Here is a 24,952-nt window from a genome sequence, read left to right on the forward strand (position 1 = left end):
AAGATATTGGAAGCCGGCTTCTCTATTCTATTTGCCGAGACTGATTTTTCGCGAAATTTGCCGGTCTCCGATCAAAGTACCGCGAATCGAAAGGTTTGGGGAGCCGTTGCCTTCTTTTCGCCCTCGGCGACCGATCTCCTTTAACTCGGTTCGTGTCGAGACCCGTAATTTATTGTTCCGTCGCCGGCTCTTCTTTTGGCGACGTGCGACTTTCAGCCGATACAATGCGCTAGAGGGAGTTTATTAGAAATGGCTAAGGAGAGATCGCATGTTCCGTCGTAAAGCAATGTTGGCGCTAGTCTGGGCGGTTCCGCTGGCCGTTTGCGGAAATCTGTTTTCCCAAGAGGTCCGCGTTCTGCCGGGCTCGCCTGCTTTGCCGGAAGGTTTGTCGGAATACTTGCATTGGCACGCGCAGTTGCAGCTCGATTCTCTGCGGCTGTTTAGCGACTATATGGAGCAGCGATCCAAAGAGAAACAGGTTCCCCGCGGGCTCTACCTGAACGCGAAGGCGATGCAGTTGCAAGCCGAGTTGGCCTCGGCCGAAGATCCGGTGGCTAAGAAGGAATTGCTGACCCAAATGGCGAAGCTGTATGACGAGCGAGTTCGACTCGACGCCGGTTCGCCAGACCGCACCTGGTACGGCGTTGATCGAACCCAGCTGGGCGATTACATGAAGCGAGAATTTCAGCTCTTCGAAAAGGGGGCGGCCGAGCGCAAAAAACAACCCATTAAGCCGGCGCCCAAAAAAGAAAAGTGAACCCAAGATGGATATGGCGGCGACTCAAAACCGTTTGATGATCGGCGCAGCGGCGCCCAAGGTGACGGTGCAAGATTGCCAAGGATCGCCAGTTGCACTGGCTGACCGTTGGAGCCAGCGCCCGCTGTTGATTCAGTTCGCGCGGCATCTTGGTTGCACCTTTTGTCGCGATCGGGCTAAGCAGTTGAAGCTGGACTACCCGGAGATTCAGCAACACGGCGGTGACGTTGTCTTTATCACCATGGGGACGCACGAGCGTGCGCAGCAATTGCAAGATGGAATGCAGCTGCCGTTTGACGTGTTGGTCGATCCGCATCGTGCGGCGTATCAGGCGTATCGCGTTCCCCGCGGCAGCATGTCCCAAGTCGCTGGACCACAGGTTTGGCTGCCGGGATTGAACGCCGTCATCCGCAGCGGATTTGGGAAGCCGACAGGCGACCTCTTGCAGTTGCAAGGGACGTTTGTCGTTGACGCCGCCGGCATCTTGCGATTGGCGCATGTTCCGCGTAACTCGGCCGATCATCCCCAGTTGGCCGACATCGTCGCCGCACTGGAATCGTAAGCGAGGCCGTCATGCAAGGAGAGCTCTTCGCCGTCGAAATCCGCACCGCGCGGTTTGAATCAATGCTTGATTGGTATCGTGACGTACTGCGCTTGCAAGTTGGCGTTCGCCAAACAGCAGAAGGCTATGCGCTGCTGTGCGGCGAAGGATTCCGGATCGCGCTGCTCGCTCGCGATGACGCGACCTCCGGACAAGCGATCGTAAGTCTGGCGATCGAAGTCGACAACTTCGATATCTGGCGCGAATACCTTAACAGCAAAAGCATCGCGCTCATCGCCCAAGAAAGCCCCGAAGGTTTCCGCGAGCTAAAGCTGAACGATCCCGATGGAAATCAGGTCAAGCTCTTCGCGTGGTGAGGAGGAAGAAAAGCGGAAAGCGGAAGGAAGATGAGCGTTTCATGACGTTGACGCCCTCTCTGCGTTCCTTTGTTCCTGGGCTCAATGCGTGTGCTGCACGTCGGTCTTAGGCAACATCTTCTGCAGTCGCTTCACGCCTGCGGCGGTAATCGACGTCTCGTGCAGATAGAGATGTTTCAGCGACTTGAGTTTGGCCAGGTCGTCGATCGCAGCGTCGGTGACTTGGACGTCGACCAGAAATAGATCTTCCAATTCCGGCAATTCGGCCAAGGGGGCGATGCCGTTGTCGGTGATGCCGGTGCGAGCGAGACTCAGCACGTGCAGCGTTTTCAACTTCGTGATGTGCGGCAATGCGGCGTCGGTAATGGTGGTGCGAAACAGCGTTTGCTCGACATCGGTGATCACGCTGCCGCCGAGATAAAGCTCGCGCAGTTTGGGCAAGTTTTCAAGATGGACTAGCGCCTGGTCGGTGATCGGAGCGCCGCGCAGATCGAGGACTTCCAAGTGGGGAAGTCCATCGACGATCGCTAGTTCTTGGTCGGTCAACAGCAGCGGATAGCGAGTCGCGACCACTTGGATTTGATCTTCGCCGTTACGTCCTGCCTCGAGACCAATTTCACGAAATTGGGCGACCACTTCGTTTTCATCCGTAGGATCTTCCGGCCGCGCAGGAGGCGCCGTCGCCAGCGAGATTCCCCAACCGATCGCGGCCAACACGCAGCACATCACCAGCAGGGCGCTCGCGGCGATCACCAGTTGCGAGAAGAGCGATTCCCGTTGCGGGCGCTGGGGTTCAATCGGCATCGGGATGGTGGAGTCCGAAGGAGCATTGCGACGAGCGGCGACGCGCTTTAGTGTAACGCATAGACATCACGAAGGAATCCATCGCCGCCGTGCGATGCGTAGATGAGACGTCGAAAGTTCTAGCCAGGAGTCACAGCGATGCAACAGATCAAGATCTTTATGTCGGTCGAGAGTGAAGTTTCGCAAACCGAAGCGGAAGTGAACGCCTGGCTGAAAGAGTCCGGCGTTCGCGTGCTGCAGATCTTCGGAAATATTGCCCCCCAAACTTCGCCGCTGGGAGAACCGGTCGGAAGCTCTTCGGGGCCGCTCCGCTTTCCCCCCTCAGATGTCATTATGGTCGTCCTATACGAAACGGCGTAAGAACCAAACGCGTCAAGCCTCCGTAGAAAGCCCGCGGCAGCAAGGAGCACCGCACAATCCCCAGGCTTTACGGAGAAAGTAGCGTCATGCAGCGATCGGGTCGAACACGTAAATCGGCATCCACGTTACGCGGATTCGCTAACATGCTGCTGATCGAAGGCTGCGGGCTGTTGGCGATTGCGGCGATGTTGGGGGCGCCGCTCGATGGGCTCGCTCCGCCTACCGGTAACCAAGCGCATTCGGTCGCATGTACGACCTGGGGCGCCAGCACGCCGCTAGCGGCATTGTTTCGCTTGCTGCAGATCAGCGAGTAGTCGCAGCCGAGTGATTCGCTAGCGGCAGCAGCATCGGTTTTGCATCGTCGGCGGTATCGTTCGACGGAACCTCGGCGGGCTGCGAGCCATGTTTCTCGACGAGCATCCAAATCAGATAATAAACGGCCATCGCCGTAAAAATGGTCGAAGCGAAGAAGCCGGCCGCCGGCGAAGCGTCGATCGCTCCCGTCAGTTGGCCTAATCCAAATGCGGCGACAATCAGCGCGGCTTGCGACAGCGGGCCATTTCTTTCGGTCGCGATCAGCCAGGCCGCCAACCAAGTCAGCGCGGCCATCGCCGTCAGGCATCCCAATAGCAGACCTGCGTATTCCATCTGTATCGGCAGCGATCGCAGCGCGGCGCAAAAGAGCGCGATCAACGTGGTCAGTCCCAAAATTTCGGCCAACGAAAACTGGCGTTTGGACATCGTCAGAACACGACTGGCCAAAATGGGCCCAGCGATCAGACTCACCAGCGCGGAGAGCGTCGCGAGCCAAACTTGCCAAGTGAGCGGAGTGAGCCGCGCCATCAACAAGGCGGCCGTGACCGCCGCCGCCGAGCCGACCAGCAAGCGAAACGCCAATCGTCGCCGCGGCGCAAGCCCCAGGTAGATCGCCGCCGCCCCGCATTGGGCCAACAAACCCCCAAGTAGCAAAACGCCGGGGATACTGCGAGCGCCCCACTTTTCGGCCGCGGCCAGCAGCGCCGCATCGACCGCCAAAGTGGCCGCCAGGAAGAGTAAACGGAGTAATCGGAGGGGAGTCATACCCTTCAGCATGATTGCCGGCCGCAGCAAAGGGAAGCGCCGCAACGTTCGGGGTCGTTGCATCGGGGCCCCGAAAGCTACAGAATGTAGCGGCCGTAACGATTTTTCTTTCGCCCAACACATGACGCACGAAACGCTCCAAGAGATTGTCTGTTCGCTTGGTTATCCCGCCGCGGGAAATCCGACGCAGTACGTCATGGAAAAATGCTTCGAGGCCGCCAGCTGCGACTGGCGCTGCCTGACGCTGGAGGTCGAGCCTAGCGACTTTGCCGCAGCGCTGCGCGGCGCCAAAGCGCTCGGCTTTCTGGGCGCCGCGATCGCCGCTCCCTTTTTGCAGGAAGCAGTGGCGCTGGTCGACGAAAAAACGCCGGTGGTCGAGATCGGCGGATTGGCCAATTGCGTCGCGATTCGGGGTGGCAAACTGTACGGAGAAAACACGGAAGCGGCCGCCGTCGCCGCCGTGCTGTCGGAGCTTCAAGATAAGCGGATCGTGATCGCCGGCGCCGATGGCCGCGGTCGCGCAATCGCCGCCCAGTTGGCGACCATGAAGCCGCAAAAAATGACGATCTTCGCCGCCGCCGACGAACCAGGTCAATCGCTGGCGATTCGGCTGCAGGAAGAATACGCGATCGAAACCACCTACGAGTTGGCCGAAAAGCGGCTCCCGCTGGTCGATGTCGATATCGTGATTCAAACCGGCGATGACAACGACGCACTGTTGTTTGATCTGACGACCCTTTCCAAAGAGATGACGATTGTCGATCTGGCGATCACGCCGCGCGACGAACTGAGTCAGGCCGTGCAGGAGCTGGAAGCGACCCTCCACGACGGCCTGACGATCGCCGCCCATCTGCACGCGATCAACTATAAAATCTGGACCGGCGGCGAAGCCGACGTGGTCATGATTCGCGAAACGCTGGAAGAGTACCTGGGCGTCTAAGCCCAAACTCCACTGCCCGCGTCAGGTTGGGACCGGACAGGACTGCTTCGCTTTTTTTTTCGAGTTGGATCGTTGGACTGGACCGGACTCCGCGCTTTTTGAAACCGGACCATGGGACCGGACCGGACTTCGCGTTTTTTCGGGTTGGACCATAGGACAGGACAAGCATGCGCAAGGGGCGTCCCGCGGTCGGATCGGCGCCGAAAATTGCCCGCGCGCAGCAAAGCAGTCTCGAATCGGCCTTCTCGGCCGCCGAGCGATCGCGGTTGGTTCGGGATTTCCTTGGGCAATGGACTCTGGATTCGTGCGCTTTGTCAAGCGACAAAGTTTGGCAGTTATAGCCCCCGGCCAATCGCCGTGCCGCATGGTATTGCCCCTCCCCTCTTGACTCTTGATTGAAGGTCCCTGGCCGCTTGTCAAAAATGTCTTCGCAGGAAATCATCCGACGCCGAACGGCGCCCCCGCCGAGAGAAGGTTAAGGCGGCATTCCAGCAAATGCCGAGATCCACGACCTTCTTTCGCTTGATTGGTGGGCTATCTGCCGCAACGGAAAAATAAATTCTCATTTTTTCATTTGATCGTAGTAGATTCGCACGTCTGCGTACGATTCAAGGGTAAGGAAAGTCAAGTTTTTCCTCATATTTTGTCAAACCGATCATCCATCTCACTTCTGAAAAGGGAGATCTACCATGCTCCAATCTGCCCCTGAGACGACGGTTCGCCGTGGATTTACGCTTGTCGAACTGCTTGTCGTGATCGCGATCATCGGCGTGTTGATCGCGTTGTTATTGCCAGCGGTCCAGCAGGCCCGAGAAGCTGCTCGGCGAATGCAATGCTCCAACAATTTGAAGCAAATCGGCTTGGCGATGCACAACTATCACGACACGTTCAGATCGTTCCCCTCGGGCTACATCCACGTAGACACGTCTGACAATCTTGGTCACTGGACTTGGTCGGCGCTGATTCTGCCGTTCATGGAATTGGGCAACGTATCTGATGCCCTGCAGGTTGGCCGGGTATCCCCTTCGGCTGCAATCGACGCCAACCGGGAAGTTATGCAAACCGAGTTCAAAACGTTCCTTTGTCCATCCGACAGCGGCCCAAAAGTTACCGACACGGACAAGTGCGCCGGGTGTGCCATCGTCAGCAGTTCCGGCGACAATGTTGGACTTTCGAAGACGAATTACGTGGCAATTAACAGCTCGGGCAACGTGCGTGCTCAGCAAGCGACCAATTTTGCCGACACCACGACCGGAGCGACTGGCATGTTCTTCCGCGACAGCAACACGCGGATGCGGGACATCACCGACGGTACGTCTAACACGCTAATGGCGGCTGAGCGAGCCTACGAATTGAATCGCGAGTGGTTTGGTTCCGCCGAGATGTTCGCCACGCGCGACAAGGACGGCGCCGGCCCCGACCATCAATCGCATCCTACTCATACATCTTATAATCAGGGATTGTATCGTACGCTTTGCACGACGCTCTATTCTCCGAACATCTTGATCGGTACGACGACCTCAACCAGCAATATTCGCAACCACGGCATTTCCAGCCTGCATCCAGGTGGAGCACAAGCCGTGGCCGTCGATGGTTCCGTTCGCTTTCTGGCTGAGACGATTCCGAGCAATACCGACTCAACTACGAACACCATCATGGAATACCTCGGCAACATGCGGGATGGTCAGGTGATTGGCGAATATTGAACGAGCGGCATATGTCTTACTTCTCTTACTGCAATTATCGATTCGCACGCTACGGAGATGCTTTCCATGCAATTGAAATTTTTGTCTTCGCAATCTCATACGTTATCCACCCTGTTGGCCCTGTTGGCTGTAAGTCTAGCGGTGGGATGCTCGAACAGCAGCGGACCGGAACTTGGTTACGTTGAAGGCGTGGTAACCTTTGACGGTAAGTCGCTGGAATATGCGGAAATTCAATTCGAACCGCTTAACGGTCGACCTTCGCTCGGCATTTCGGATAGTAATGGACATTACGCGCTGCGTTTCACAGGGACGCGCAATGGCGCAACCCTTGGTAAGCATGTCGTGCGGATTATCTCGGCTCGCGATTCCAGCGGCGGCGAAGGGAACCAGCCGTTCGTGAAGAGCCGTCCTGAAATTTTGCCAGCCAAATACCACATCAACTCGGAACTCACGGCAGAAGTTCAGAGCGGCAACAATACGATCAACTTCGATCTAACGTCGAATTAGTTGAGTTCTCGCTTTTTTGAAAGACGCGAGCGTTCGCTCGATTCAGGTTGGCGTCGAAGTCGTTTTGAAACGCAGTTGCGCTCCGGATCCGAAAAGCGGAACTGCAAAAATTGGCGCTGGTGGACTGCAATTTCCGGCATCCGCATCACCTACAAAAACTTCACGCCCCATTGCACCAGCATGACGGCGAAGATGGCGGAGAAGATGGCGGCGGCGGCGATGCCTAGATTCCAGGATTGGCGGCCTTGGCGGATTCGCCACAGTTGGGCGAGTCGATACGGAATTTGAAACAGGACGACCCCGAAGAGGAGAACGCCGGATGGGTTGTAGGCGAGTGAGCCTGGCAGATCGCCGTGGGCCAGCAGGATGAAACTTCGGGTCAGTCCGCAGCCGGGGCAATCGATTCCGTAATAGAGCTTCATCGCGCAACTGGGCGGGAGCGCCGCGCCTAGCAGCGGCAGGTAGACTTTTTCGCCTGATTGAAAGCTCAACGCCAGCGCCGCGATCAGCACCAACAGCGCCATCCCCAGCATGACGCCGTGAAACGTGATCAGGGAGCGTTCGGGGCGCTCGTCCTCTTGAGATTCGTCGAGCGGCGCTATGTCGAGCGCATCGGGCGCTTCACCAGAGGCGCTCACTTGGTCGCTTTCTTCTCTTCCGCAGGAAAGAACGATTCGGGATCGACCGGCGGTTGCCAGCGAACGAGCGGACCGACATGCTTTTCGTAAGCGTCGGCGAAACGAGCGTACTTTTCGCGAATCTCCAGGTAGTGGGGCATCTGCTCCACCGCTTCGGTCTGGCATTCGAGCGCTTTGGCGTACTCTTTGTTCGCGAAGTAACAGTGAGCGAGCGTGTCGAGATAGGCGCCTTCGCCGGGGGCTAGTTCCAGCGACAGCAAACTGGCTTCGATCGCATGATCGAGGTCTCCATAGGTGTTGCCGACCATCCAGGCGTATTGGTTTAGCTCACGCGTGTAAGTGCGCAGATCGTTTCCCAGAAATTCGACGCCGCGGCCGTTTCGCTTGAAGAAGTCCCAATGCTTCTGGAAATCTTCGACCGTCTTTTTGAATTCGGCCCGAGCATCCTCGATTTTCGGCCGGGTGTATTCGAGCCATTTGGGATCGGTCGAAATTCGGTGCATCATAATCAACACGTCAACCTCAAAGGGGTCGCGCTGGTTCGCCTTTTTCAGTTCTTCTTTAGCCGCTTCGATATCGCCTCGTTTCTCGGCGGCGCGGGCGAGGAAGTAGTGATAACGCGAGCGATCCCCTTCGGCTTCTTCCGAAGTCTTACCACGCTTCGTTTCGGTGTCGTAGACCTCAACGAGCGGCTTGTAGACTCCGGCGGCGTCCGCATAGCGTTTACGATCGGCCAGCATCTCGCCCAGTTGGCGAGTCGGCCAGGCGCTATACCGCGGGCTAAACGGTCCTTCTTTATCGATCACGCGGCGGTATTCCCGTTCGGCCCAGCGAATCAGCCCCCGCTTGTGCAGCGCGTCGGCGGTGAGAAAGACATTATCCAACAGGCTGTCGTTCATGTGGTGCGCTTGATCGGCGACGGTGGTCGCCTCGTCGATCTTTCCTTGCACCAGCTTCGCTTCGGCCAGCAGGTAGAGCAAAATCGACTCTTCGCTGAAGCGGCCGTTGATTTCGCCCGCTTGCGGTTGTTGCGGGTCCGCATAGTGGGCGGCCAGTTCTTCGACAATCTTTGGACCGCGTTGATTGAGCAGCCAAGTGGTGATGTCAATCAGCTCGGAACTGGAGCCTTGGCTGATGCGGATCACTTGGCGCATCGTCGCTAACGAATCGTCATCGTGACCTAGCTTCCGTTGTTGCTCCACTTGCCAGCGGAGCAGATCTTGCACGATATGCCGCGTCGTTCGATCAGGACGACTGACGAACGTTTGCAGTTCTTGCTCGATCAGCGCTTGGCGCTGATCGATGGCTGGCGCCGGATCATCGAGACTCGCTTCGTACAGTCGCAGCCAGGCGGGGCCGGTCCGCTGGCTGGTTCCAATTTCTGCGGTGATCGTTTCTTTGATCTGCGCGATCGATTCGGGCGAGAGCCCGATCTGCTGGTTGAGCGCGATGACGAGCGCCGCTTCTTTCGAGAGCCGTTCCGAAATTTCCAGCCGACTGATCCGCGACAACGCCGAGATCGCATCCATCGACGTCAGTTCGCCAAGTTGGCCGATCAGGCTGCTGCGTTGGTCCTCGTCTTGTTTGCTATAGCGCGTTAAAAAGGCGCGGACTTCGGGACTGTAGTCTTCGCGGGCCCAGTTCACGTTCAGGCTGCGCGCGAGATATTGCGCACGACGAGCGATTTCGAGATCGCGATGATTCATCGCTGCGTAGACTTGATCGAACGCCGTAACGCCGATCGCTGACAGTTCGTTTTGGGCGCGTTCGCGAATCGCGAAATTGCGATGTCCCAGCTGTTGAATCAGCTGATCAATCCGGTCATGCGTCGGATCCTCGCTGGCGGCGGAGACCGAGGCGGATGGAGTAATGGATGTCGACAGCAGTGCGAATAATAAAGCAAGAATTAGGCGGCCGCCCATGGGAGCCCTCCGCAAATGGATTAGCAGCAATGATTTACCCACTCAGAATAACCGCTGAACCGAATGAGAAGCAAGGTTGTTGACCGCAGTCCTCCCCCCCGTCGGCAGCGGTTATATCTCTGAAGTCTGCTCGGTCACCGGCTGCACTCGGCCGCGGATCGCCAAAAAAGCGGCTCCCCCCAGGCCAAAAGTGATTGCGACCGGCAATAACGCCCACGGCTTGTTGATCGACATCAACACGGCCGAGACCAGCGTGCCGAGTAAATATAGTACAGGCGGCAAGCTAGCAAGGCGAAACAGCGGCCCCTGGCGAACGGTCGGAAGCAGCGCACAAGCAACGGTCAAAGCGGCGCATAGCGAGAGCGTTAGCCCCAAATAGTCGAGCAAATCTTTGAGCTGCGAATAAAACAATATCATGCAGATCGCCAGGACGCTTTGCAGCGCGATCGCTGTTTGCGGCGCGGACTCTTGAGCGCGAAACGAATGATGCAAAAAACCATCATCGGCCATTTTGGCGTACACGCGCGGCGCCGCCATGATCATGCTCATCACCGATGTGAAGAGAGCGATCACGATCGTTGCGCTGACCAATTGCGAGAGGGATTTTCCCCCAATTGCATCGGCGGCGATCGCCGCGACTTCCGCCTGATTGGAAATCGCGCCGGACGGAGGCGCGTAGACGAAGACGTAGTTCAGCAGAACGTACAGTACGATGACGATCGCAGTGCCAAAGAGGAGCGACCGCGGCACGTCCCCCGCATTCTTCGCTTCACTGGCGACGTAAACTGCGGCGTTGAATCCTAAATAACAGAACGCAATCCAGATGAGCGAGTTGCCAAAGGCGAAGGCAAAATCCCAGCCTTGGGGTTGCTGGTTGGTTTGCAGCGCTTCGCCTTGCCAGTCGATGTCGGAAGTAACGGCTAAAAACAGAAACAGACCAAGCAGCGCCAGCTTGAGCAACACCACGACGTTTTGCAGCCCAGCGCCCAGTCGTGATCCTAGCCCATGCAGTAGTCCGCACACGCCGACCGTGATAATGGCGACCGCTCCGTTGAACAGCGGTAAATCGATGCTGTGAATCACATATTTTTCAAGCGTGATCGCCGCGTAGGCGATGGCTCCGGTGAAGCCGGCCAGCAGCGAAATCCACCCGCCGACAAAGCCGGCCGCCGGATGAAGCGCCTGCGAGAGAAACAGATACTCTCCGCCTGACTCCGGCATGACGCGGCTGAGTTGACCGTAGCTGATCGCGCCCATCAGCGCGATGAAACCGCCCACCACCCACGCGATGACGACCCAACCAGGCGAACCGACGCTCGCCAGCGTATAGCCGGACGTGGTGAAGACGCCGGCGCCGATCATGTTTGCGACCACCAAAAAGGTCAACGTCCAGAGGCCAAACGCGCGGCGGTCACTCATTCGGCCGACTTTTTGCGAAACCGCAGGAAGTAGTTTTCGGAGAACTTCTCGATCTTCGGCGCGGCGGCTAATACGAAACCGGCCTGCTCAATCTCTTGGCGGAACGTCGCTTTGCCGGCGCGAACATGGTCGATCGTCCACGCGCGCGACGTGCCGGGAATCCGCTCAAAATCGATCACGACCAGCGAGCCATCTTGGTCGAGGGCGCTGTGAATCGAAGCCAACGTGGATTGCGGATACTCGAAGTGATGGTAGGTGTCGCAGATAAAAACCAGGTCGACCGATTGGGGAGGCAACTGAATCGAACGCTCTCCACCCAGCACGCAGGTGATGTTGCTGAAGCCTAACTGACTCGTGCTAGCGCTAATATGCTGCAGAAACTTGGGAGAAATATCGACGGCGTAGACCCAGCCGGTCGGACCGACGGCGCGAGAGAAGAGTCGCGTGTAAAAACCGGATCCGGCGCCGACATCGGCCACGCGCATGCCAGGTTTTACGCCGCATGCTTTTAGCACTTCGTCGCGGGCATGGTAGACCTCACGACTCTCGACTTCGAACCGCGCGATCCAGTCGTCGACGTCGAGCGAATCATCCAGGAACTTCGCGTTGACGCCGGGCTTCACGCTTTGTTCCACCGTCGGCGCAGCCTCTTGGGCGACTCCGGTAGCGGCGGCGACCATCCCTAACAGGATGGTCGCATGGATCACAATGGGACGATACGGCAAAGGCATCGACGGTTCCTTACTTTTTCTCGTTGTCGCCCATCAGCTTGGCGATCGTCGGTTCGACCGCTTCGGCCCACATGCGATAGCCTTTGGCGTGCGGGTGCAGCAAGTCGGGCATGACTTCTTTCGTCAGCACGCCATCTTCGGTCAGGAAGGTGTCGTTGATGTTTAGATAGAAGACGTTCTTGCCGTCGGCCAGATCTTTGATGATCTCGTTGGTGCCGTCGTTCAGCTTGCGCATCTCGTCGTCTTTGGCGGCGCTGCGGGGGAAGATGCCCAGAATCAGAACTTTGGTTTCCGGCAGCTTTTCACGCAGTTTCTCGACAATCAGTTTGATGCCGTCGGCGGTGTCTTGCGAAGGATCTTTGCGATGGCCGACATTGTTGGTGCCGATCATCAGCACGGCCAGTTTCGGCGACATGTTGTCGAGAGCGCCGTGATCAAAGCGCCACAGGACGTGTTCGGTCCGATCGCCGCTGAAACCAATGTTGTGCGGATTGCGATCGGCGTAGAATTCGGCGAAGACTTCTTTGCCTTTACCTTCCCAGCCGTGAGTGATCGAATCGCCGACCATCAACAAGTCAATTTTGTCTTGGGCTTTGGCGGCGGCCAATTTTTGGGCATGGCGATCAGTCCACCATTTGGCGTCACGCGGCTCAGGCGACACGGCCGCCGACTTCACGGCTGCTTGGGTCGCGGCGTCTTCGGCGTGCGAAACGGTAACAACGGCGAGGGAGGCAAGCATTCCAATCATCCAGATACGCAGCATGGCGAGTCTCAACTATTAGGAGGGTAGGGCGATAAGTTGATTCGGGTGCGCCGAGCGAGAATGCTCGACTTCCTTAATATTCTAGTTTCTTCCGGCGCCTGTTGCACGCCGCCCTACAGAATCGGTTATTTTCAAAAACTGAATGCGGTCTTTGGAAGTAAGAAGCTTATGCTCGAAACCAACCGACTTACCAAACGATATGGCGATTTCCTGGCGTTGGACGGGGTGACGCTGCATGTCCCCACGGGCCAATGCTGCGGCGTGTTGGGCCCCAATGGCGCCGGCAAAACCACAATGTTTCGCTTGTTATTGGGCTTTTTACGCCCCACTTCTGGCGAGGCCAAGATCGGCGGAATGGATTGCCAGACGCGCTGTCTCGAGGTTCACCGCCGTCTCTCTTACTTGCCGGGAGACGTTCGACTATTTGGCGAAATGCGAGGACGCGAGGTCCTGCGATTTTTCGCCGACGTTCATCCCTGCGGCAGCCGTGTTCGTGCTGAAGACACCGCCCAGCGATTGGATCTCGATCTGAAGCGTCGCGTTGCGTTCATGTCGACTGGCATGCGGCAAAAGTTAGGGCTGGCGATCGCCCTTTCGATTGACGCACCGCTGTTGATCTTTGACGAGCCGACCACCAGTCTGGATCCAAACGTGCGGCATGAAGTGGTTCAAATGCTCAGCGACGCTCACGAGCAGGGAAAGACGGTCGTCATCTGTTCTCATGTGCTGTCTGAGATTGAAGATATCTGCCAAAGGGCGGTCATCATGCGGCAAGGACGTATTGTCCATGATCAAGATTTGCACGCGATGCGCCGGCGGCATGTGATCCGCGGCGTGCTCACTCAGCCGCTGCCGCAAGTTCCCCATGAACTGACGTCGTTGATCGTTGACGTTCGGCAAACGCCTGAGACGTTTCAGATCGAAACCGATGGCGATTTGCAACCGGCGCTCGCCTGGCTGGCGAATCTGCCGGCGACGCAAATTCAGATTTCGCAACTTGGTTTACGCGCGATTTACAATCGATATCACTTTGAGCAGCCCGAGGCGGTTTTGGCATGAATGCGACCCTGCTGGTGCGCTCGTTTCGTGAAGCGCGATTGTTGATGTTCGGCTCGGTCGTGACGGTTTTCAGCTTTTGCATGATCCGCGCATGGATCGTCGGTCGCGTCGAAATGAGTCGTTTTCAAAGTATCTTAGAGATCCTGCGTCCCGAGGTCGAACGTTACTCGGCGGTCGACGTCTCGCAGTTATTCACCTATCCCGGCCGCGTCGGCGTGACGTTTAACGAGCCGTTGGTCGTGCTGTTGATGGTGACCTGGGCGATTGCCCGCGGCAGCGATTCGGTCAGCGGTCCGCTGGGACGCGGTACGCTGGAGATGATGTTATCGCAGCCGATCAGCCGTTTTCAGTTCTTGTTCTCCAAGAGCATCGTCACGGTCGTTGGCTGTGCAGCCATCGCGATCGGAGCTTGGCTGGGAACGCACGCCGGCGTGCATACGACGATGGTCAAGCAAGAGAAGCCGCCGGTGAGCATCAATTTGCCGATTTTGAACATGCAAGTCGAAGTTCCCTTCACCAAAGTGAAAGAAGCGCCTGTGCGTGTTCCTCTGGCCGACTTCGTCGACACCAAGTTATTTATTCCGGCCGCGGTCAACTTGGGATGCTTCGGCGTCTTCTTCGCAGGGCTGACGACCTGGATGAGTTCGTGGGACCGTTATCGCTGGCGCACCATCGGCATCGTCACCGGCTTTCTGATTGTGCAGATGATTGTTCGGGTCGTTTCGTTGGCGGTCGACACCGCGCATTGGCTGAAGTACTTCACCATATTCACTCTTTACGAACCAGAAGTGCTGACATCGTACGGCGTTCGTTACCCGACCAAAGTTTGGACGTTTTACTTCGAGAACAACCAGGGAGACCTGGCGCTCGGCGGACTGACCTTGGCCAGCGGCTTGTTGTTAGGAGGCCTAGCGACCTTTGGGCTTGGTCACTGGGTCTTTTGCCGTCGCGATCTACCGGCGCCGGTCTAACGCGAAGCGACTAGTCTTGGCGAGTTAAGCCGCGACTGTCATTGGGACAAGCCCTTGGCTGGGTGTCGGCGAAACGGTTTTTTCGCGTTATTTCTAGAAAATAATGGCACATCGGGCGAATTCAAGGGGCGGCAGCTCTTCGAGATACGGGGGGATAGCTGGCAATTTCTCCCTTGTGATGCCTTTTCGCCTATCCAGTGGCAGATTACTTCGCCCCAGGTCACTGACCCAAATTGCTAAGATTTTTCATCAAAAACAATATACATTTTTCAAGGCGGTCGCAAGGATGCGATTTGTTTCCGCTCCAGCGGAGTCGAGTTTACCCGAATGTCAATCGACTTTCTCCAGGGCGACCACGTCTCCATCTTTGCTCTTATCGATCTCATTTCTCATCCACGTATTTGTCTCTTCATCAAGGATCCAAATGATGCGATTTCCTCTGATATCGCTGCGCCATCGGACCGGTTTTACGTTGGTCGAATTGCTGGTGGTGATCGCCATTATCGGCGTCTTGATCGCGCTCTTGCTCCCTGCGGTGCAGCAAGCGCGAGAAGCGGCCCGACGAATGCAATGCACCAACAACCTGAAACAGATGGCGTTGGCCGTGCATAACTATCACGATACGTACTTGGTTTTTCCGTCGGGGCACGTCCAGATCAACGACACGTTCTACGGCAACTGGTGCATCGGATTATTGCCGTTCATCGAACAACAAAATCTCTTCAATACCTATGATCACACGACGCACTGCAATACGGCGGCCAACGCCACCGTGGCGCAAACGAAGGTCGATGAGTATATTTGCCCGAGCGATCCGCTCGGCCGCGCGATTATTCAACCGGCTTCTGGATATAGTTACGACTTACACGCGATCTCGTACAAAGCGATGAGCGGCTACAGCAATGACGGCGCAAAAAACTGGGACCATTTCGCCGAGGTTGGTGGGCTCAATAATCAGTGGAAAGGGATCTTTCACACGGTTGGCAGCGGACATGGCCAATCTCTGGACTTTGAAAAGATGGCTTCGGTCATCGACGGCACTTCCAACACATTGATGGTTGGCGAATACCATCAGCCGCTCGATCAGCCTGCCCGCGGCGCTTTCTGGGGAAATTCGTATTGGGGCTACAACATCGGCATGGTGATTAACGAGCCGTACATCATCGGCAATCGATATGACGCTTGTGCCGCTGTCGCTAGCAACATCGGCGTATGCCGGCGAGCCTGGGCGTCGCAGCATCCCGGCGGGTTTAATTTTTCCCGCGCGGACGGTTCCGTGTCGTTCCTGCCAGAAACGATTGACCTGACGGTGTTCGCCGGCTTGTCGACGATGGCAGGAAGTGAAGTCACGCAGTTCTAAAAGGCCAGTAATCGAACCGCTGCTTTTTCTTCGTCCCCAGCGCAACGCGAGAGAACGCCCCTTATCATTCAATCCGTTTGGGCGCCGTTACGCGCCTTTTCCTCTCTTGCTCATGAGGCTACGAGGAGAAGACTCGCATCGATTCATTGATTTCATTCGCCCTTGTATAACTTCAAAAGGTGAACCTCACCCATGTTGATCCATCGATCTCTATTTTTTGCGTTGTTGCTGGCGATCGGTTCGCCGGCGCTTGTCGGTTGCGGCGCTCGCGGCGCGGCGACAGCGCCTGTCTCGGGAACTGTGACTGTGCGAGGAAAGCCTCAGGCAAACCTGGTGGTCAGCTTTCTGCCGCAGTCGAGTACGACCGAAGCGAGCGGGAAAGCTTCGATGGGAGTGACCGACGCCGCCGGAAAATTTACGCTGCAGACGATTGACGTAGAACCGCGCGAAGGCGCGTTAATCGGCAAGCACAAAGTCGTCATTCGCGTACGTGCAGAAGCGCGTGCCGAAGATGATCCGGTCGCGGCGTCCACGCCCAATATTCCGTTGCCGAGCAAAGCAATCGACGGCAGCATCGAGTTTGAAGTCCCAGAGACGGGAACAACCGCCGCCGACTTTCAGCTATAAATTGGCGGCTTCCCTCTGATAGGACGCGTCGGGACGCAAGTCGCAAAAAATTCCTGCTACTCTCCCTTCAAGCGGCCGACAGAAGACTGAAAATACTTCTGCCGGCGTGGCTTGCCGTCGTCCGCTTGGGCCTCTTGTTGCGACGCCAGATCGTGCAGGTTCGCTTGGCAAATGCGGCAGCCGACCGTTTCGAGGTGAAAGCGAATGTAATCCGCTTCTGCTTCATCCAGGACTTGCAGCAGGTAACTACCGAGCGTTTCGCGATTGGGACAAGTCAGCCGATGCCGTCGCCAGATTTCGCCGATCGTATGAACGCCGGCGTCGCGACGTCCGTTGATTTGCAAAAGCTGCTGGGACAGCTCCGGCTGATCGCGCAGCATCTTCTCAATCTCGGCCATCCGCTCGACGGGGAGCGCCTCGTCGAGGTAGGCTTCTAACTCGGTTCTGGTGATGGGCCGCGTCATAGACGACACTTACTCCTGCATCTTCTGGGCGTCGATCGAAACAAGCGAAGCTTACGCTTCGGCGTGGTAGAACTCTTCGTACGGCTGAATGACGACAAAGCCGTTGCCGCGGAATTCCATCTGGAATGACTCGCCGCTGCCGCGACCAAAGAAGGTCTTCAGCGAAACGTCGGTTCGCAAGTTGGGTTCTAATGTGCCGCTCCAAGCGACCGTTGCGTTCGGGTCGGTATAGACCGGGTTATCCGGCGTGACGACCAGCGTCAGCGGTTCGTAATGCGTCGTGATTGCGACGAGGCCGCTGCCTTGCAAGTTGACTTGGAACAAGCCGCCAGCGAGCATCGATGAGACCCGCTTCATCATCTTGATGTCCCATTCGACGGTCGGCTCGAAGGCGAGAATATCATTGCCGTTGACAACGATCGCTTCGTTTTCCAACTTCAAGATCTGCACTTTTTTGCCGTAGTCGGCCAGATAGAGACGCCCTTGTCCAGACGCTTTGGTCAGCTTGGCGCCTTCGCCGGTGACCGCTTTCTTCAGAAAACCGCCGAGCCCTTTTTCAAAGACCCCTTCTCGCTCGAACTTGATGTTGCCGAGATACGACACCATCGAGCCCATCTTGGTCCAGACCATCCCGTTCAGGTTGACCTCGAGCAAGCGAGCGCTTTCCATCTCAAAAATACCTTGCCCACGATCACGTTGGCGGGTTTGCTCAACAAATTCGCGCAAGGTGTAGCGGTTATCGATATCAGCAGTGCTCATGATTTCCCCCGAAATTGGATTAGGCTGTGATGACGAGAAGGCAGAGTCCACTTGGCGTTGCGTTTGCCTACAACGCCAACCGGATGAATAGTGATTCGTGGTAAACTGGCGAATCTTAGCTCGATTCGTAAAGTTCTGGGAAGACCTCCTCGTTCAGGCCTTGCTTCCGCACGGCGGCACGAAGTTTCGCTAGAAAGTCATTCTTGTAACTGGCGACGCTGTTTCGACCTAGCTCCAGCATCTCCTCGATCTCTTTGTTGCCGACGCCGCGCACCATGATGAGTTCGAGCGATTTGATTTTCGCCCAGTCTCCCCGGCTGCGCCAATGGTCGAGTTGGCCCTGGATCGCTTCGATCAGCGCCGCTTCTTCTAGATTGCGACGTTCGCCGCTGCGAGCGATGCTCGACGCCGCTCGATGCGGACCTGGCAACTCCCAGTTGTCGCTAGAGCCGTCGCCGCCCGAGTGAATGGGTAACGTGGGGCGACGACCTTCACGCCGCAGATGATCGGTCAGCTTGTAGGCGCAGATCGCGAAGAGATAGCTTTCTAGTGCGCGCTTGCCGTCATAGTTGGGTAGGCTGTTCAAGAAGCCGATGAATGTTTCTTGCACCACATCTTCGCTAGGGGCGCGCCGGCGCAAGCGACTCTCGGCGAAGGCGAGCAAGCGCCCTTCGTAACGTCCGATTAAATCGCCCCAGGCGTCAGCATCCCCAGCGCGTATCCGCTCTATCAACAGGAAATCGGATTCAGAATTGTCGGACATAGGCGGCAATTTGGGCGGAAAGAGGAGCAGCCGCTTCGCCGCCGCGGTCGTCACGGATGACGCCCCATCTGCGGACTAAATCGGCGGGTACCATTGCGTCAGCAGGATCGCCCCGCCGACTACACCCATTATCGCCGCCCCGGCGATCGTCTGCAACCTTGCCCGATATCGTCCGCCGGTCGCCGAATTGTAAGAAAGAGCGCCATAAAGGACGCCCAGCACGGTCAGAATGCCGGCAAACAGGGCGCCAGCATAGGTCAAGCGGCTGAGTTGTTGCACTTGTTTCCAGCGCGATTCCAGTTCACGCCGAAATTGCTCATTGAACTGCAGAAACGAATGCCATTGCTGCATCGGTCCAACTGACGTATCGAGCGACTCTTTGTAAGTTTGCAAATGAACGTTGTCGGCGATGAATTTTTCGTCGAGCGGGACACGGCGCGCGTTGGTTTCGCTCCCTAATACCAGCGCCGCTTGCTCTGCGACCGCTTCGTTCGTCAGCACTTTGAGGGCTTTGTAGCACTCGGTCGAGCTTGTGTAGGGCCCGGTCGAAACCGAAACGTAATCGACGCCATCTCGCGACTCCGGCTCTTGATCGACCCACGCAGGGCGACCCGGCGGAATGATCGAAGAGGAGCGAGCGTCGTTGATCGAACTGACGGCCGGTTGGACGAAGGTGTTAAACAACGCGTCGCCCACGGCTTTGACGACCGATTTTGGGGATGCGGCGGGGGAAGCCGGAGAAGCGGGAAGCTCAATCGGCGGCTTTGGCGTCACGCGTCGAGGCGCTTCGACGGCGACCTGAGAATGTCGCGTCGCGGTAATTGCCGATCGATGACCGTAATGGTCAGAAACTTCGGAGCGAGTCTCGACACGAATCGCGACAAAGCTCAACAGAGCCATCGCAATCAGCCCAAAGACACCGAAAAAGAGGAGCGCCGCGAGCGCCTTCCAACGGCCGAAGATCGCCGCCAACAGGATGACCAAAAAACCGATCGCCAACGCGCCCAAAAGTAGGATCAGGAAAATCGGCGTAGCGGCGACATTTTCACGGACCGGCATTTGACCAAGCCACACAGCCGATTGCGTTAGTTGAATTGCCGATGACATGAATGGATCCCGTCGAAAGAATACTGCGTCTCTAGCACAGATTCGTCTCGCAGCGACCAAGCTTGGAGGCGGACGCGAGATTCTGCTATTTTTTCTGCGCCATTTTTACGACGAAGATCACCGCCACGAAGAGCCCGACAACCATTCCGGCGCCGATTACGCCCACGATCAGTAGTTCCAGTAATCCAATTCCCATGATCCACTCCAAGGAACTTTAAGTCATCAAAGATCGAATATTGAGCCTATTGCTTTCGTCGTGAAACCGCAGCGATGATGATCACGGCAACAATCGCGGCGACGGCCAGCGCCCCGGCGACTCCCAGTAATAATAAGATGCTCATAGCCCAGGTTGGTGTCGCTTCCATCGATGATGAGTCTTTAGTGGGTTAATAATCGCCGGGGTCTGTTGAAAATGGGGTCAGGTCCCAATTTTGCTGCAAAATTGGGACCTGACCCCATTTTCAACGGTTCCCTTTTCAACATTTACGCCTAGGCCGAAGTTTCGGCGTTGATCTGCTGTGACTCGCGCAGTTCGTCTCGCTCCTTCGGACTGTACCACGGGGCCGAGATTTGCACGACCAGCGAGATTGCGCCGATCAAAATCATCCCCCACGGTTGAATGAAGGGGCAGAAGTAATTGACCACCGCGGCGATCAATACCGAAAATCCCATCGTCCAAAGGCTCAGTCGCGTCTTGCGGAGCGGATCGGCCTGTTTCCACCAGCGCAGTAGCCCAAACTGCGCTGCGAATACGATCGCAAACGTGCTGAGCGATGGCGATTGTTTCAACGATTGAAACCAGCCGCGTAGATTCAGGTTTTCGTGCCAACCGCTGCTCGCATCAATCCCGGCACCGGAAATCGGCATTTCTAGCAGCAACGTATTGCCGGCGGTGTAACCAATCATTCCCAGCAGCAGCCCGACGCCGATCATCGCAAAACGACGCAGCCAGGGATCGCCGCTATTGGGTTCCCACAATTTGCCGAGCAAGAGCACGCTCCACGATCCGCAGATGGTCATGAGAGTCATCCAGCCGAACAGCGGCGCCCACGTATCCAGCGCCCCTTCAATCGAGACTCCTCCCAGAACGAGCGCCAGCATCGAGATCACCGCCGCCGAAATCGCGCTGACCAAAAACGAACCAATCAAACTTTTCATCCGCAGGTCGAGCGGAATCGCAGCCAGCGCGGCGCGTTCTCGCTCGCGGCGCGTACTCTTTTGTTTTCTCGACTGGCGAGCTCGTTCTTTTCGCGTCATGACGACGGGATGATACGGCGAGTACTCGGTAACCGGCGTTTTGTCCGGTGCGTCGCTCATATGCTGGTAAATAGTGCGTCCCAGGAGATAGACCATGTAGGCCGCGGCGGCGAGAAAACCGAGCGGCGCCAACCAACCAAGATTCGTGACCAGCGCGATCGAACAGGCGACCAGCACCAAAACCTTGGGGAACAAACTGATGTTGTCGTTGTTCCACCAATGGGAGATGGATTTGGCGGCTTCCGTACCTGCACGGTAAATCGGATCACTTCCAGCGGCAGGATCGAGCGGCTGCACCAGCGGAATTTCCGCGTGGCCGGTCGAATGATTCTGGATCGTGACGTTGTCATGCAGGGAAGCGACGACCGATTCGTTTTTCGACACGCCTAGATTGGCCAGCATCTCTTCGACGGTGCTGGTCCGCTTGGTCGGATCTTTGTGCAGCGCCTGGGCGATTGTCGAGCGAAACGGCTCTGGTACGCTGCGCAGCTCAGGCTCGGCGGTCAGGTGCTTCATGATGATCTCTTGGCTGCTTTCCCCTTCAAAGGGAACGCGGCCGGTCAAAATCTCGTGCAGTAAGATGCCGAGCGCATAGATGTCGATCTCTTTGCCGTAGACCCCTTTGCCGATCTCCGGCGCCATGTAGTGGAAGGTGCCGACGCTTTCGGTCTGTCCGCTGCGGCGGCTGACCGAGATGAATTTTGAAAGGCCATAATCGCCGATCTTGATCGTGCCGGCGTCGTTGAAGATGTTGCCGGGCTTCAAGTCGCGATGGACGATGCCGTGATCGTGCAGATAGCCGACCGCTGCGGCGATTGGACGGAACCAGCGAATCGCTTCTTCCGGCGGCAGACCATTAGGACGGCGATCGAGGATCTCTTTCAAGTTCTCGCCGCGCACGTACTCCATCACGACCCAGCCTTCGCCGGCGTCGTCGTAGCGGATATCGAACAGCGCAACCAGGTGCGGGTGCTTGAGGTTCAAACAATGGGTGACGCCGCGCATCTCGATATCGAGATTGCGTTGGATATGTTTCAGGGCGACCTCTTTGCCGGCATCCGAAAGCGCGTAGAAGACTTCGCCGAAGCCTCCGGAGCCGACGCCTCGTTTGATGGTGAAGCCGTCTAAGGGCTTCGACCCGCTGGCATACGTAAATTTCATCGTTCCCCCTCGCGGGCGATGCTCGGCCTGGGGAGGTTGTTGCTGCATCTTGGGCTGCTTATCCTCTTCTGGCTCTAACGTCGCGGTATGATCGCGCATCGATTGTTCCCCCGCTGTCTGGCCGTCGGAGATATTCCCCAACATCTCGTTGCACCCTCGGTTAGGCGCTGGCGGCCAATCGTTCCAAATAAAACGAAAAGTCTTCTCCCTGTACCGAGCAGTCGGCGACCAGCGGCGACTTGTTTCGCACCGCGCGGCCGTTCACTTGAAAGGCGCCGGGAGAGCGAACGTGGAGTCCCTCTCCCTGCTTGTACAATACCACATCCTGTTTCCAGCCGCCGCAAACGACATGGTTGCAGCTGCGCGGCCCCAGGATGCAAGTTTCGGCCATCAGCAAGATCGCATCAGTCGCTGGTTCGGTCCGTTGCGAGCTTACCAACCGCAGCACGGCGCTAGCGCTCAGCGGATGACGTTTCTGAAAACTAAGGACGACGCTGCGTCCTAGTTGCACCAGGTCTCCATCCGATAACGCAGTTGGCTGTTCCAGTAGTTTTCCGCGACGACGCACTTCGGCCAACGGCTCGACGACATATTCCGATCCGCGACGGCGAATCCACGCATGGCGGCGACTGACGTCACCCAGGATTGGTACGTCGACCCCGCTTTGCGGCGTCGCTTGGCCGATCAATACGTCCGGCGAAGTCAGCAGCATAAAGCCGCCGACTCCATCGACCCACAATTGACGCCGCGAAGGCGCTTCGGCCAATGGCTCTGCCGATGATCGATTCATGACCCGTTCCCGTGCAGTCTGATCGCCGACCTGCGTCTCAAGGACAGCCGACGCGTATGAGACGTCGCTCGTCGATAACCAGACTTGCCCGGGACGCGGTTTCCGCGACGGCGAGTTGTGACGAGTGCGTCTCATTCTAATTTAGTTCGTTCATGGGCCCCCGAACACGCGCTTTTCGCCGTCGATCCCCCTCGACAGCAGCACGAAGGCAGTGGACCACTTTGCCTTTGGTCCCGTTGCGACGCTACGAAGAGGGCTTTCGCCCCCTTCGCGTCGCGATGCATCTGCATGGTTATTCGTTGGCGACAGCCGTTTATTGCTGTTACCCGCAGAATCGTTAGTTCAAGCTCGGTTCGAGCGACTTTTTGCTGGTCAACTCGATCGCCGGAACTCGCTGGTCAACCGCGATTTCCTCGTCCTGTCCCGGCGAGAAATAGGCGGCGACTTCGTCCGAAACGTCCTTCACTTCGACTTCGTCCAGCTGAATCTCGTCGGCAAAATAACCTTCCGAGGAGACGAGCTTTTCGGCGACTTCAATTCGCGTCTGGATATCTTCCAGCAATTTTTCGGTACGCGACAGTTGGCTGTCGTCAAACTTGAAACTGCTGGTCGTCTGAGCGACTTCGACCATTTTCAGCCGAGCTTCCAGGTTCTCAACATCGACTTCCAGTTGTCGTTTGGCGACCAACATGCCGTCCAGCTTGGCCCGCGCGGCGTCGAGTCCCTTCTGGCGAGCACGCAAGATGCTGTCCAGCTTTTCACGGGTCGCGTCCTGCGTTTTGAAGCGTTCGAAGCGACCGGCCAGGTCGGCCTTCACTTGATCGCGACTATAGCGATGGCTGGCGTATTGATAGGTCTGCGACCCGTCATCCAGATCCGCTTTCAGCCGCAGAACTTCTCGCTTGTCCTGGGCGAGACCTTCATTCAGCTTGGTGACTTGGCGCTCTAGCTTTTCGACATCGACCTCTTCCTTGGCGATCAGATGCATGTTGCTGCGAATTTCCGGAGTCAGTTCATTGATCATCCGGTGAGCGCGATCGAGTTCAAACTCGATCGGCACGTTTTGTTTGACCTGGTCATGAAGCCGACCATAGCTGGTGGCCACATAGCTCATCGCATCGCGGCCAAACAGAAGTCCGAGCGCCATCGCGGAACCGGCGCCCACAAGAATCATTTTTTTGAACATCGAAATACCCTCCCAGTGACTGCGGAGCTGCCGGCAGCGATCGTGCAAGCAAGCGTGGTTTGTGGTTTCGCTCATTCCCTGCTCCGGAAAAAAAACGCCCGACATAAGGAAGTCTTCGCAGCGGTTGAGAAGATATTGGGGGAAACGAAAAGATCCTGAAAAAAATTCGTCAAAATCGAATCGAGACGCAATGCGAGTTCGTACCATAGATAGAAGGCTTCCCCCACCAGCAGGAAGAATCGTTGGGATCGCCAAAATCCACCAGAATGGCTAAATCTGGCCGTAGAACGATCTCGCTGGCTCCGAAGTCGCCGCAAATCGCAGCGTTCGATGTTGACCAAAATGGCACATTGTTGTCTTTTGGGCACAGTTGATCCCGCCGGCGGATTGCCGTAGAGCTTACTTGAAAATGCAGAAGTGCTTACAAATTCGAGAGTTGCGGCCCAAAAAGAGCCCGTTGAAAAAAATAGCCGCGAACATGGTCCACCGGTTGCACTGTCCAGAATTGTGCTGTCAGACAAACAATGAGTTAGCACCGAACGCGAATACCTATTCAGGAGGCCAGCGCCATGAAATCGTTCAGCAAGATCTATCCTGAAGTTCGCAATTCGACCACCTCGATGGTCGCCGAAACCAAAATCATCGCCGAGCCGGAAACGATCGCGCAAATTGATGCTTGGATGGACCAGCATCTGCTTGATCTGGAATTGCAGTATGCGTCCTATGTAACCAAGAACTCCCTAGGCAAAGCGATTCGCCAAGAACGCTAATCTGGTCCGCTGAGAATCGAACCAAGCCTAAGAATCAGGCGCCGGCAGGCTTCCAGCAACCGGCAAAGTCTCTCTGATCCGCGCGACGCCGTTTTTTTTACCGCGTCCACTCTCGCAACCATGCGACGCTGAC

At 56.8% G+C, this 24,952-nt stretch carries 27 protein-coding genes; 13 read left to right on the top strand and 14 right to left on the bottom strand.

Features of this window, described 5'->3' with window-relative positions; translation table 11 throughout:
* Positions 1-268: 268 nt before the first annotated feature.
* Genes M4951_RS24665 through M4951_RS24675 form a run of 3 tightly spaced genes read left to right on the top strand, consistent with a single transcriptional unit; the run spans position 269 to position 1,675 of the window.
* Entirely contained in the window at positions 269-757 is a 489-nt protein-coding gene (locus tag M4951_RS24665) for a hypothetical protein (protein ID WP_262024255.1), read from the top strand.
* Positions 758-770: 13 nt separating this feature from the next.
* A complete protein-coding gene (locus M4951_RS24670) occupies positions 771-1,319 on the top strand; it encodes a peroxiredoxin-like family protein (protein ID WP_262024256.1) in 549 nt (182 codons plus the stop codon).
* 11 nt (positions 1,320-1,330) lie between these two features.
* Positions 1,331-1,675 carry a VOC family protein gene (locus M4951_RS24675; RefSeq protein ID WP_262024257.1) on the top strand — a complete coding sequence of 115 codons (345 nt, stop codon included), beginning with the start codon at positions 1,331-1,333 and terminating at the stop codon, positions 1,673-1,675.
* 81 nt (positions 1,676-1,756) lie between these two features.
* Here the strand turns inward: M4951_RS24675 and M4951_RS24680 are convergent, their stop codons facing one another.
* Positions 1,757-2,479 carry a leucine-rich repeat domain-containing protein gene (locus M4951_RS24680; protein ID WP_262024258.1) on the bottom strand — a complete coding sequence of 241 codons (723 nt, stop codon included), beginning with the start codon at positions 2,477-2,479 and terminating at the stop codon, positions 1,757-1,759.
* Positions 2,480-2,617: 138 nt separating this feature from the next.
* On the opposite strand from M4951_RS24680, the gene M4951_RS24685 reads away from it, so the two are divergent.
* Both M4951_RS24685 and M4951_RS24690 read left to right on the top strand, forming a co-directional pair.
* Complete coding sequence (locus M4951_RS24685) at positions 2,618-2,839, top strand: hypothetical protein (RefSeq protein WP_262024259.1); 222 nt, start codon at positions 2,618-2,620, stop codon at positions 2,837-2,839.
* 143 nt (positions 2,840-2,982) lie between these two features.
* A complete protein-coding gene (locus tag M4951_RS24690; protein ID WP_262024260.1) occupies positions 2,983-3,153 on the top strand; it encodes a hypothetical protein in 171 nt (56 codons plus the stop codon).
* Here M4951_RS24690 and M4951_RS24695 read toward each other — a convergent pair.
* Positions 3,143-3,982 carry a hypothetical protein gene (locus tag M4951_RS24695; protein ID WP_262024261.1) on the bottom strand — a complete coding sequence of 280 codons (840 nt, stop codon included), beginning with the start codon at positions 3,980-3,982 and terminating at the stop codon, positions 3,143-3,145. The two genes, M4951_RS24690 and M4951_RS24695, sit on opposite strands and share 11 nt — an antisense overlap.
* A gap of 58 nt (positions 3,983-4,040) precedes the next feature.
* Here M4951_RS24695 and M4951_RS24700 point away from each other — a divergent pair, with 58 nt between their 5' ends.
* From M4951_RS24700 to M4951_RS24710, 3 genes are all read left to right on the top strand, one after another.
* Positions 4,041-4,859, top strand: coding sequence for a shikimate dehydrogenase family protein (locus tag M4951_RS24700; RefSeq protein ID WP_262024262.1), 819 nt, complete (start codon positions 4,041-4,043; stop codon positions 4,857-4,859).
* Between the two features lie 689 nt (positions 4,860-5,548).
* Positions 5,549-6,565, top strand: a complete 1,017-nt coding sequence (locus M4951_RS24705) for a DUF1559 domain-containing protein (RefSeq protein ID WP_262024263.1) — start codon at positions 5,549-5,551, stop codon at positions 6,563-6,565.
* A gap of 66 nt (positions 6,566-6,631) precedes the next feature.
* Entirely contained in the window at positions 6,632-7,072 is a 441-nt protein-coding gene (locus tag M4951_RS24710) for a carboxypeptidase regulatory-like domain-containing protein (protein WP_262024264.1), read from the top strand.
* Between the two features lie 149 nt (positions 7,073-7,221).
* On the opposite strand, the gene M4951_RS24715 is transcribed toward M4951_RS24710, so the two are convergent.
* The 5 genes from M4951_RS24715 to M4951_RS24735 form a co-directional block, all read right to left on the bottom strand.
* On the bottom strand, positions 7,222-7,710 hold the full coding sequence (locus M4951_RS24715; protein ID WP_262024265.1) for a DUF2752 domain-containing protein: 489 nt from the start codon (positions 7,708-7,710) through the stop codon (positions 7,222-7,224).
* Positions 7,707-9,632 (bottom strand): tetratricopeptide repeat protein, encoded by a 1,926-nt coding sequence (locus M4951_RS24720; protein ID WP_262024266.1) that lies wholly within the window; start codon positions 9,630-9,632, stop codon positions 7,707-7,709. The genes M4951_RS24715 and M4951_RS24720 overlap by 4 nt, the downstream gene beginning before the upstream one ends.
* 111 nt (positions 9,633-9,743) lie before the next feature.
* Positions 9,744-11,051, bottom strand: coding sequence for an APC family permease (locus M4951_RS24725; RefSeq protein ID WP_262024267.1), 1,308 nt, complete (start codon positions 11,049-11,051; stop codon positions 9,744-9,746).
* On the bottom strand, positions 11,048-11,782 hold the full coding sequence (locus tag M4951_RS24730; RefSeq protein WP_262024268.1) for a class I SAM-dependent methyltransferase: 735 nt from the start codon (positions 11,780-11,782) through the stop codon (positions 11,048-11,050). The genes M4951_RS24725 and M4951_RS24730 overlap by 4 nt, the downstream gene beginning before the upstream one ends.
* A 10-nt stretch (positions 11,783-11,792) precedes the next feature.
* Positions 11,793-12,521 (bottom strand): platelet-activating factor acetylhydrolase IB subunit, encoded by a 729-nt coding sequence (locus M4951_RS24735; RefSeq protein ID WP_262024269.1) that lies wholly within the window; start codon positions 12,519-12,521, stop codon positions 11,793-11,795.
* A 192-nt stretch (positions 12,522-12,713) separates the two neighbouring features.
* Between M4951_RS24735 and M4951_RS24740 the strand changes: the two genes are divergently transcribed.
* The 4 genes from M4951_RS24740 (at position 12,714) to M4951_RS24755 (ending at position 16,562) form a co-directional block, all read left to right on the top strand.
* Positions 12,714-13,604 carry an ABC transporter ATP-binding protein gene (locus tag M4951_RS24740; RefSeq protein WP_262024270.1) on the top strand — a complete coding sequence of 297 codons (891 nt, stop codon included), beginning with the start codon at positions 12,714-12,716 and terminating at the stop codon, positions 13,602-13,604.
* Positions 13,601-14,575 carry an ABC transporter permease subunit gene (locus tag M4951_RS24745; RefSeq protein ID WP_262024271.1) on the top strand — a complete coding sequence of 325 codons (975 nt, stop codon included), beginning with the start codon at positions 13,601-13,603 and terminating at the stop codon, positions 14,573-14,575. Before M4951_RS24740 ends, M4951_RS24745 begins: the two co-directional genes overlap by 4 nt.
* 424 nt (positions 14,576-14,999) lie before the next feature.
* The gene (locus tag M4951_RS24750) at positions 15,000-15,935 is read left to right on the top strand and encodes a DUF1559 domain-containing protein (RefSeq protein ID WP_262024272.1); all 936 of its coding nucleotides are present in this window, start codon (positions 15,000-15,002) and stop codon (positions 15,933-15,935) included.
* Between the two features lie 192 nt (positions 15,936-16,127).
* On the top strand, positions 16,128-16,562 hold the full coding sequence (locus tag M4951_RS24755; protein ID WP_262024273.1) for a hypothetical protein: 435 nt from the start codon (positions 16,128-16,130) through the stop codon (positions 16,560-16,562).
* A 56-nt stretch (positions 16,563-16,618) separates the two neighbouring features.
* Here the strand turns inward: M4951_RS24755 and M4951_RS24760 are convergent, their stop codons facing one another.
* From M4951_RS24760 to M4951_RS24790, 7 genes are all read right to left on the bottom strand, one after another.
* Positions 16,619-17,026: a hypothetical protein gene (locus M4951_RS24760; RefSeq protein WP_262024274.1), complete on the bottom strand. Its 408-nt coding sequence runs from the start codon at positions 17,024-17,026 to the stop codon at positions 16,619-16,621.
* A 51-nt stretch (positions 17,027-17,077) separates the two neighbouring features.
* The gene (locus M4951_RS24765) at positions 17,078-17,785 is read right to left on the bottom strand and encodes an AIM24 family protein (protein ID WP_262024275.1); all 708 of its coding nucleotides are present in this window, start codon (positions 17,783-17,785) and stop codon (positions 17,078-17,080) included.
* Between the two features lie 115 nt (positions 17,786-17,900).
* Positions 17,901-18,548 (bottom strand): RNA polymerase sigma factor, encoded by a 648-nt coding sequence (locus M4951_RS24770; RefSeq protein WP_262024276.1) that lies wholly within the window; start codon positions 18,546-18,548, stop codon positions 17,901-17,903.
* Positions 18,549-18,623: 75 nt separating this feature from the next.
* Positions 18,624-19,655: a hypothetical protein gene (locus M4951_RS24775; RefSeq protein ID WP_262024277.1), complete on the bottom strand. Its 1,032-nt coding sequence runs from the start codon at positions 19,653-19,655 to the stop codon at positions 18,624-18,626.
* Positions 19,656-20,144: 489 nt separating this feature from the next.
* Complete coding sequence (locus M4951_RS24780; protein ID WP_262024278.1) at positions 20,145-22,172, bottom strand: serine/threonine-protein kinase; 2,028 nt, start codon at positions 22,170-22,172, stop codon at positions 20,145-20,147.
* Positions 22,173-22,233: 61 nt separating this feature from the next.
* Positions 22,234-22,863 carry an FHA domain-containing protein gene (locus tag M4951_RS24785; RefSeq protein ID WP_262024279.1) on the bottom strand — a complete coding sequence of 210 codons (630 nt, stop codon included), beginning with the start codon at positions 22,861-22,863 and terminating at the stop codon, positions 22,234-22,236.
* Between the two features lie 337 nt (positions 22,864-23,200).
* Positions 23,201-24,124, bottom strand: a complete 924-nt coding sequence (locus M4951_RS24790; protein WP_262024280.1) for a hypothetical protein — start codon at positions 24,122-24,124, stop codon at positions 23,201-23,203.
* 494 nt (positions 24,125-24,618) lie between these two features.
* Between M4951_RS24790 and M4951_RS24795 the strand changes: the two genes are divergently transcribed.
* Positions 24,619-24,819, top strand: coding sequence for a hypothetical protein (locus tag M4951_RS24795; protein ID WP_262024281.1), 201 nt, complete (start codon positions 24,619-24,621; stop codon positions 24,817-24,819).
* Positions 24,820-24,952: the final 133 nt, after the last annotated feature.

It is taken from the genome of Blastopirellula sp. J2-11 (assembly GCF_024584705.1).
Classification (GTDB): domain Bacteria; phylum Planctomycetota; class Planctomycetia; order Pirellulales; family Pirellulaceae; genus Blastopirellula.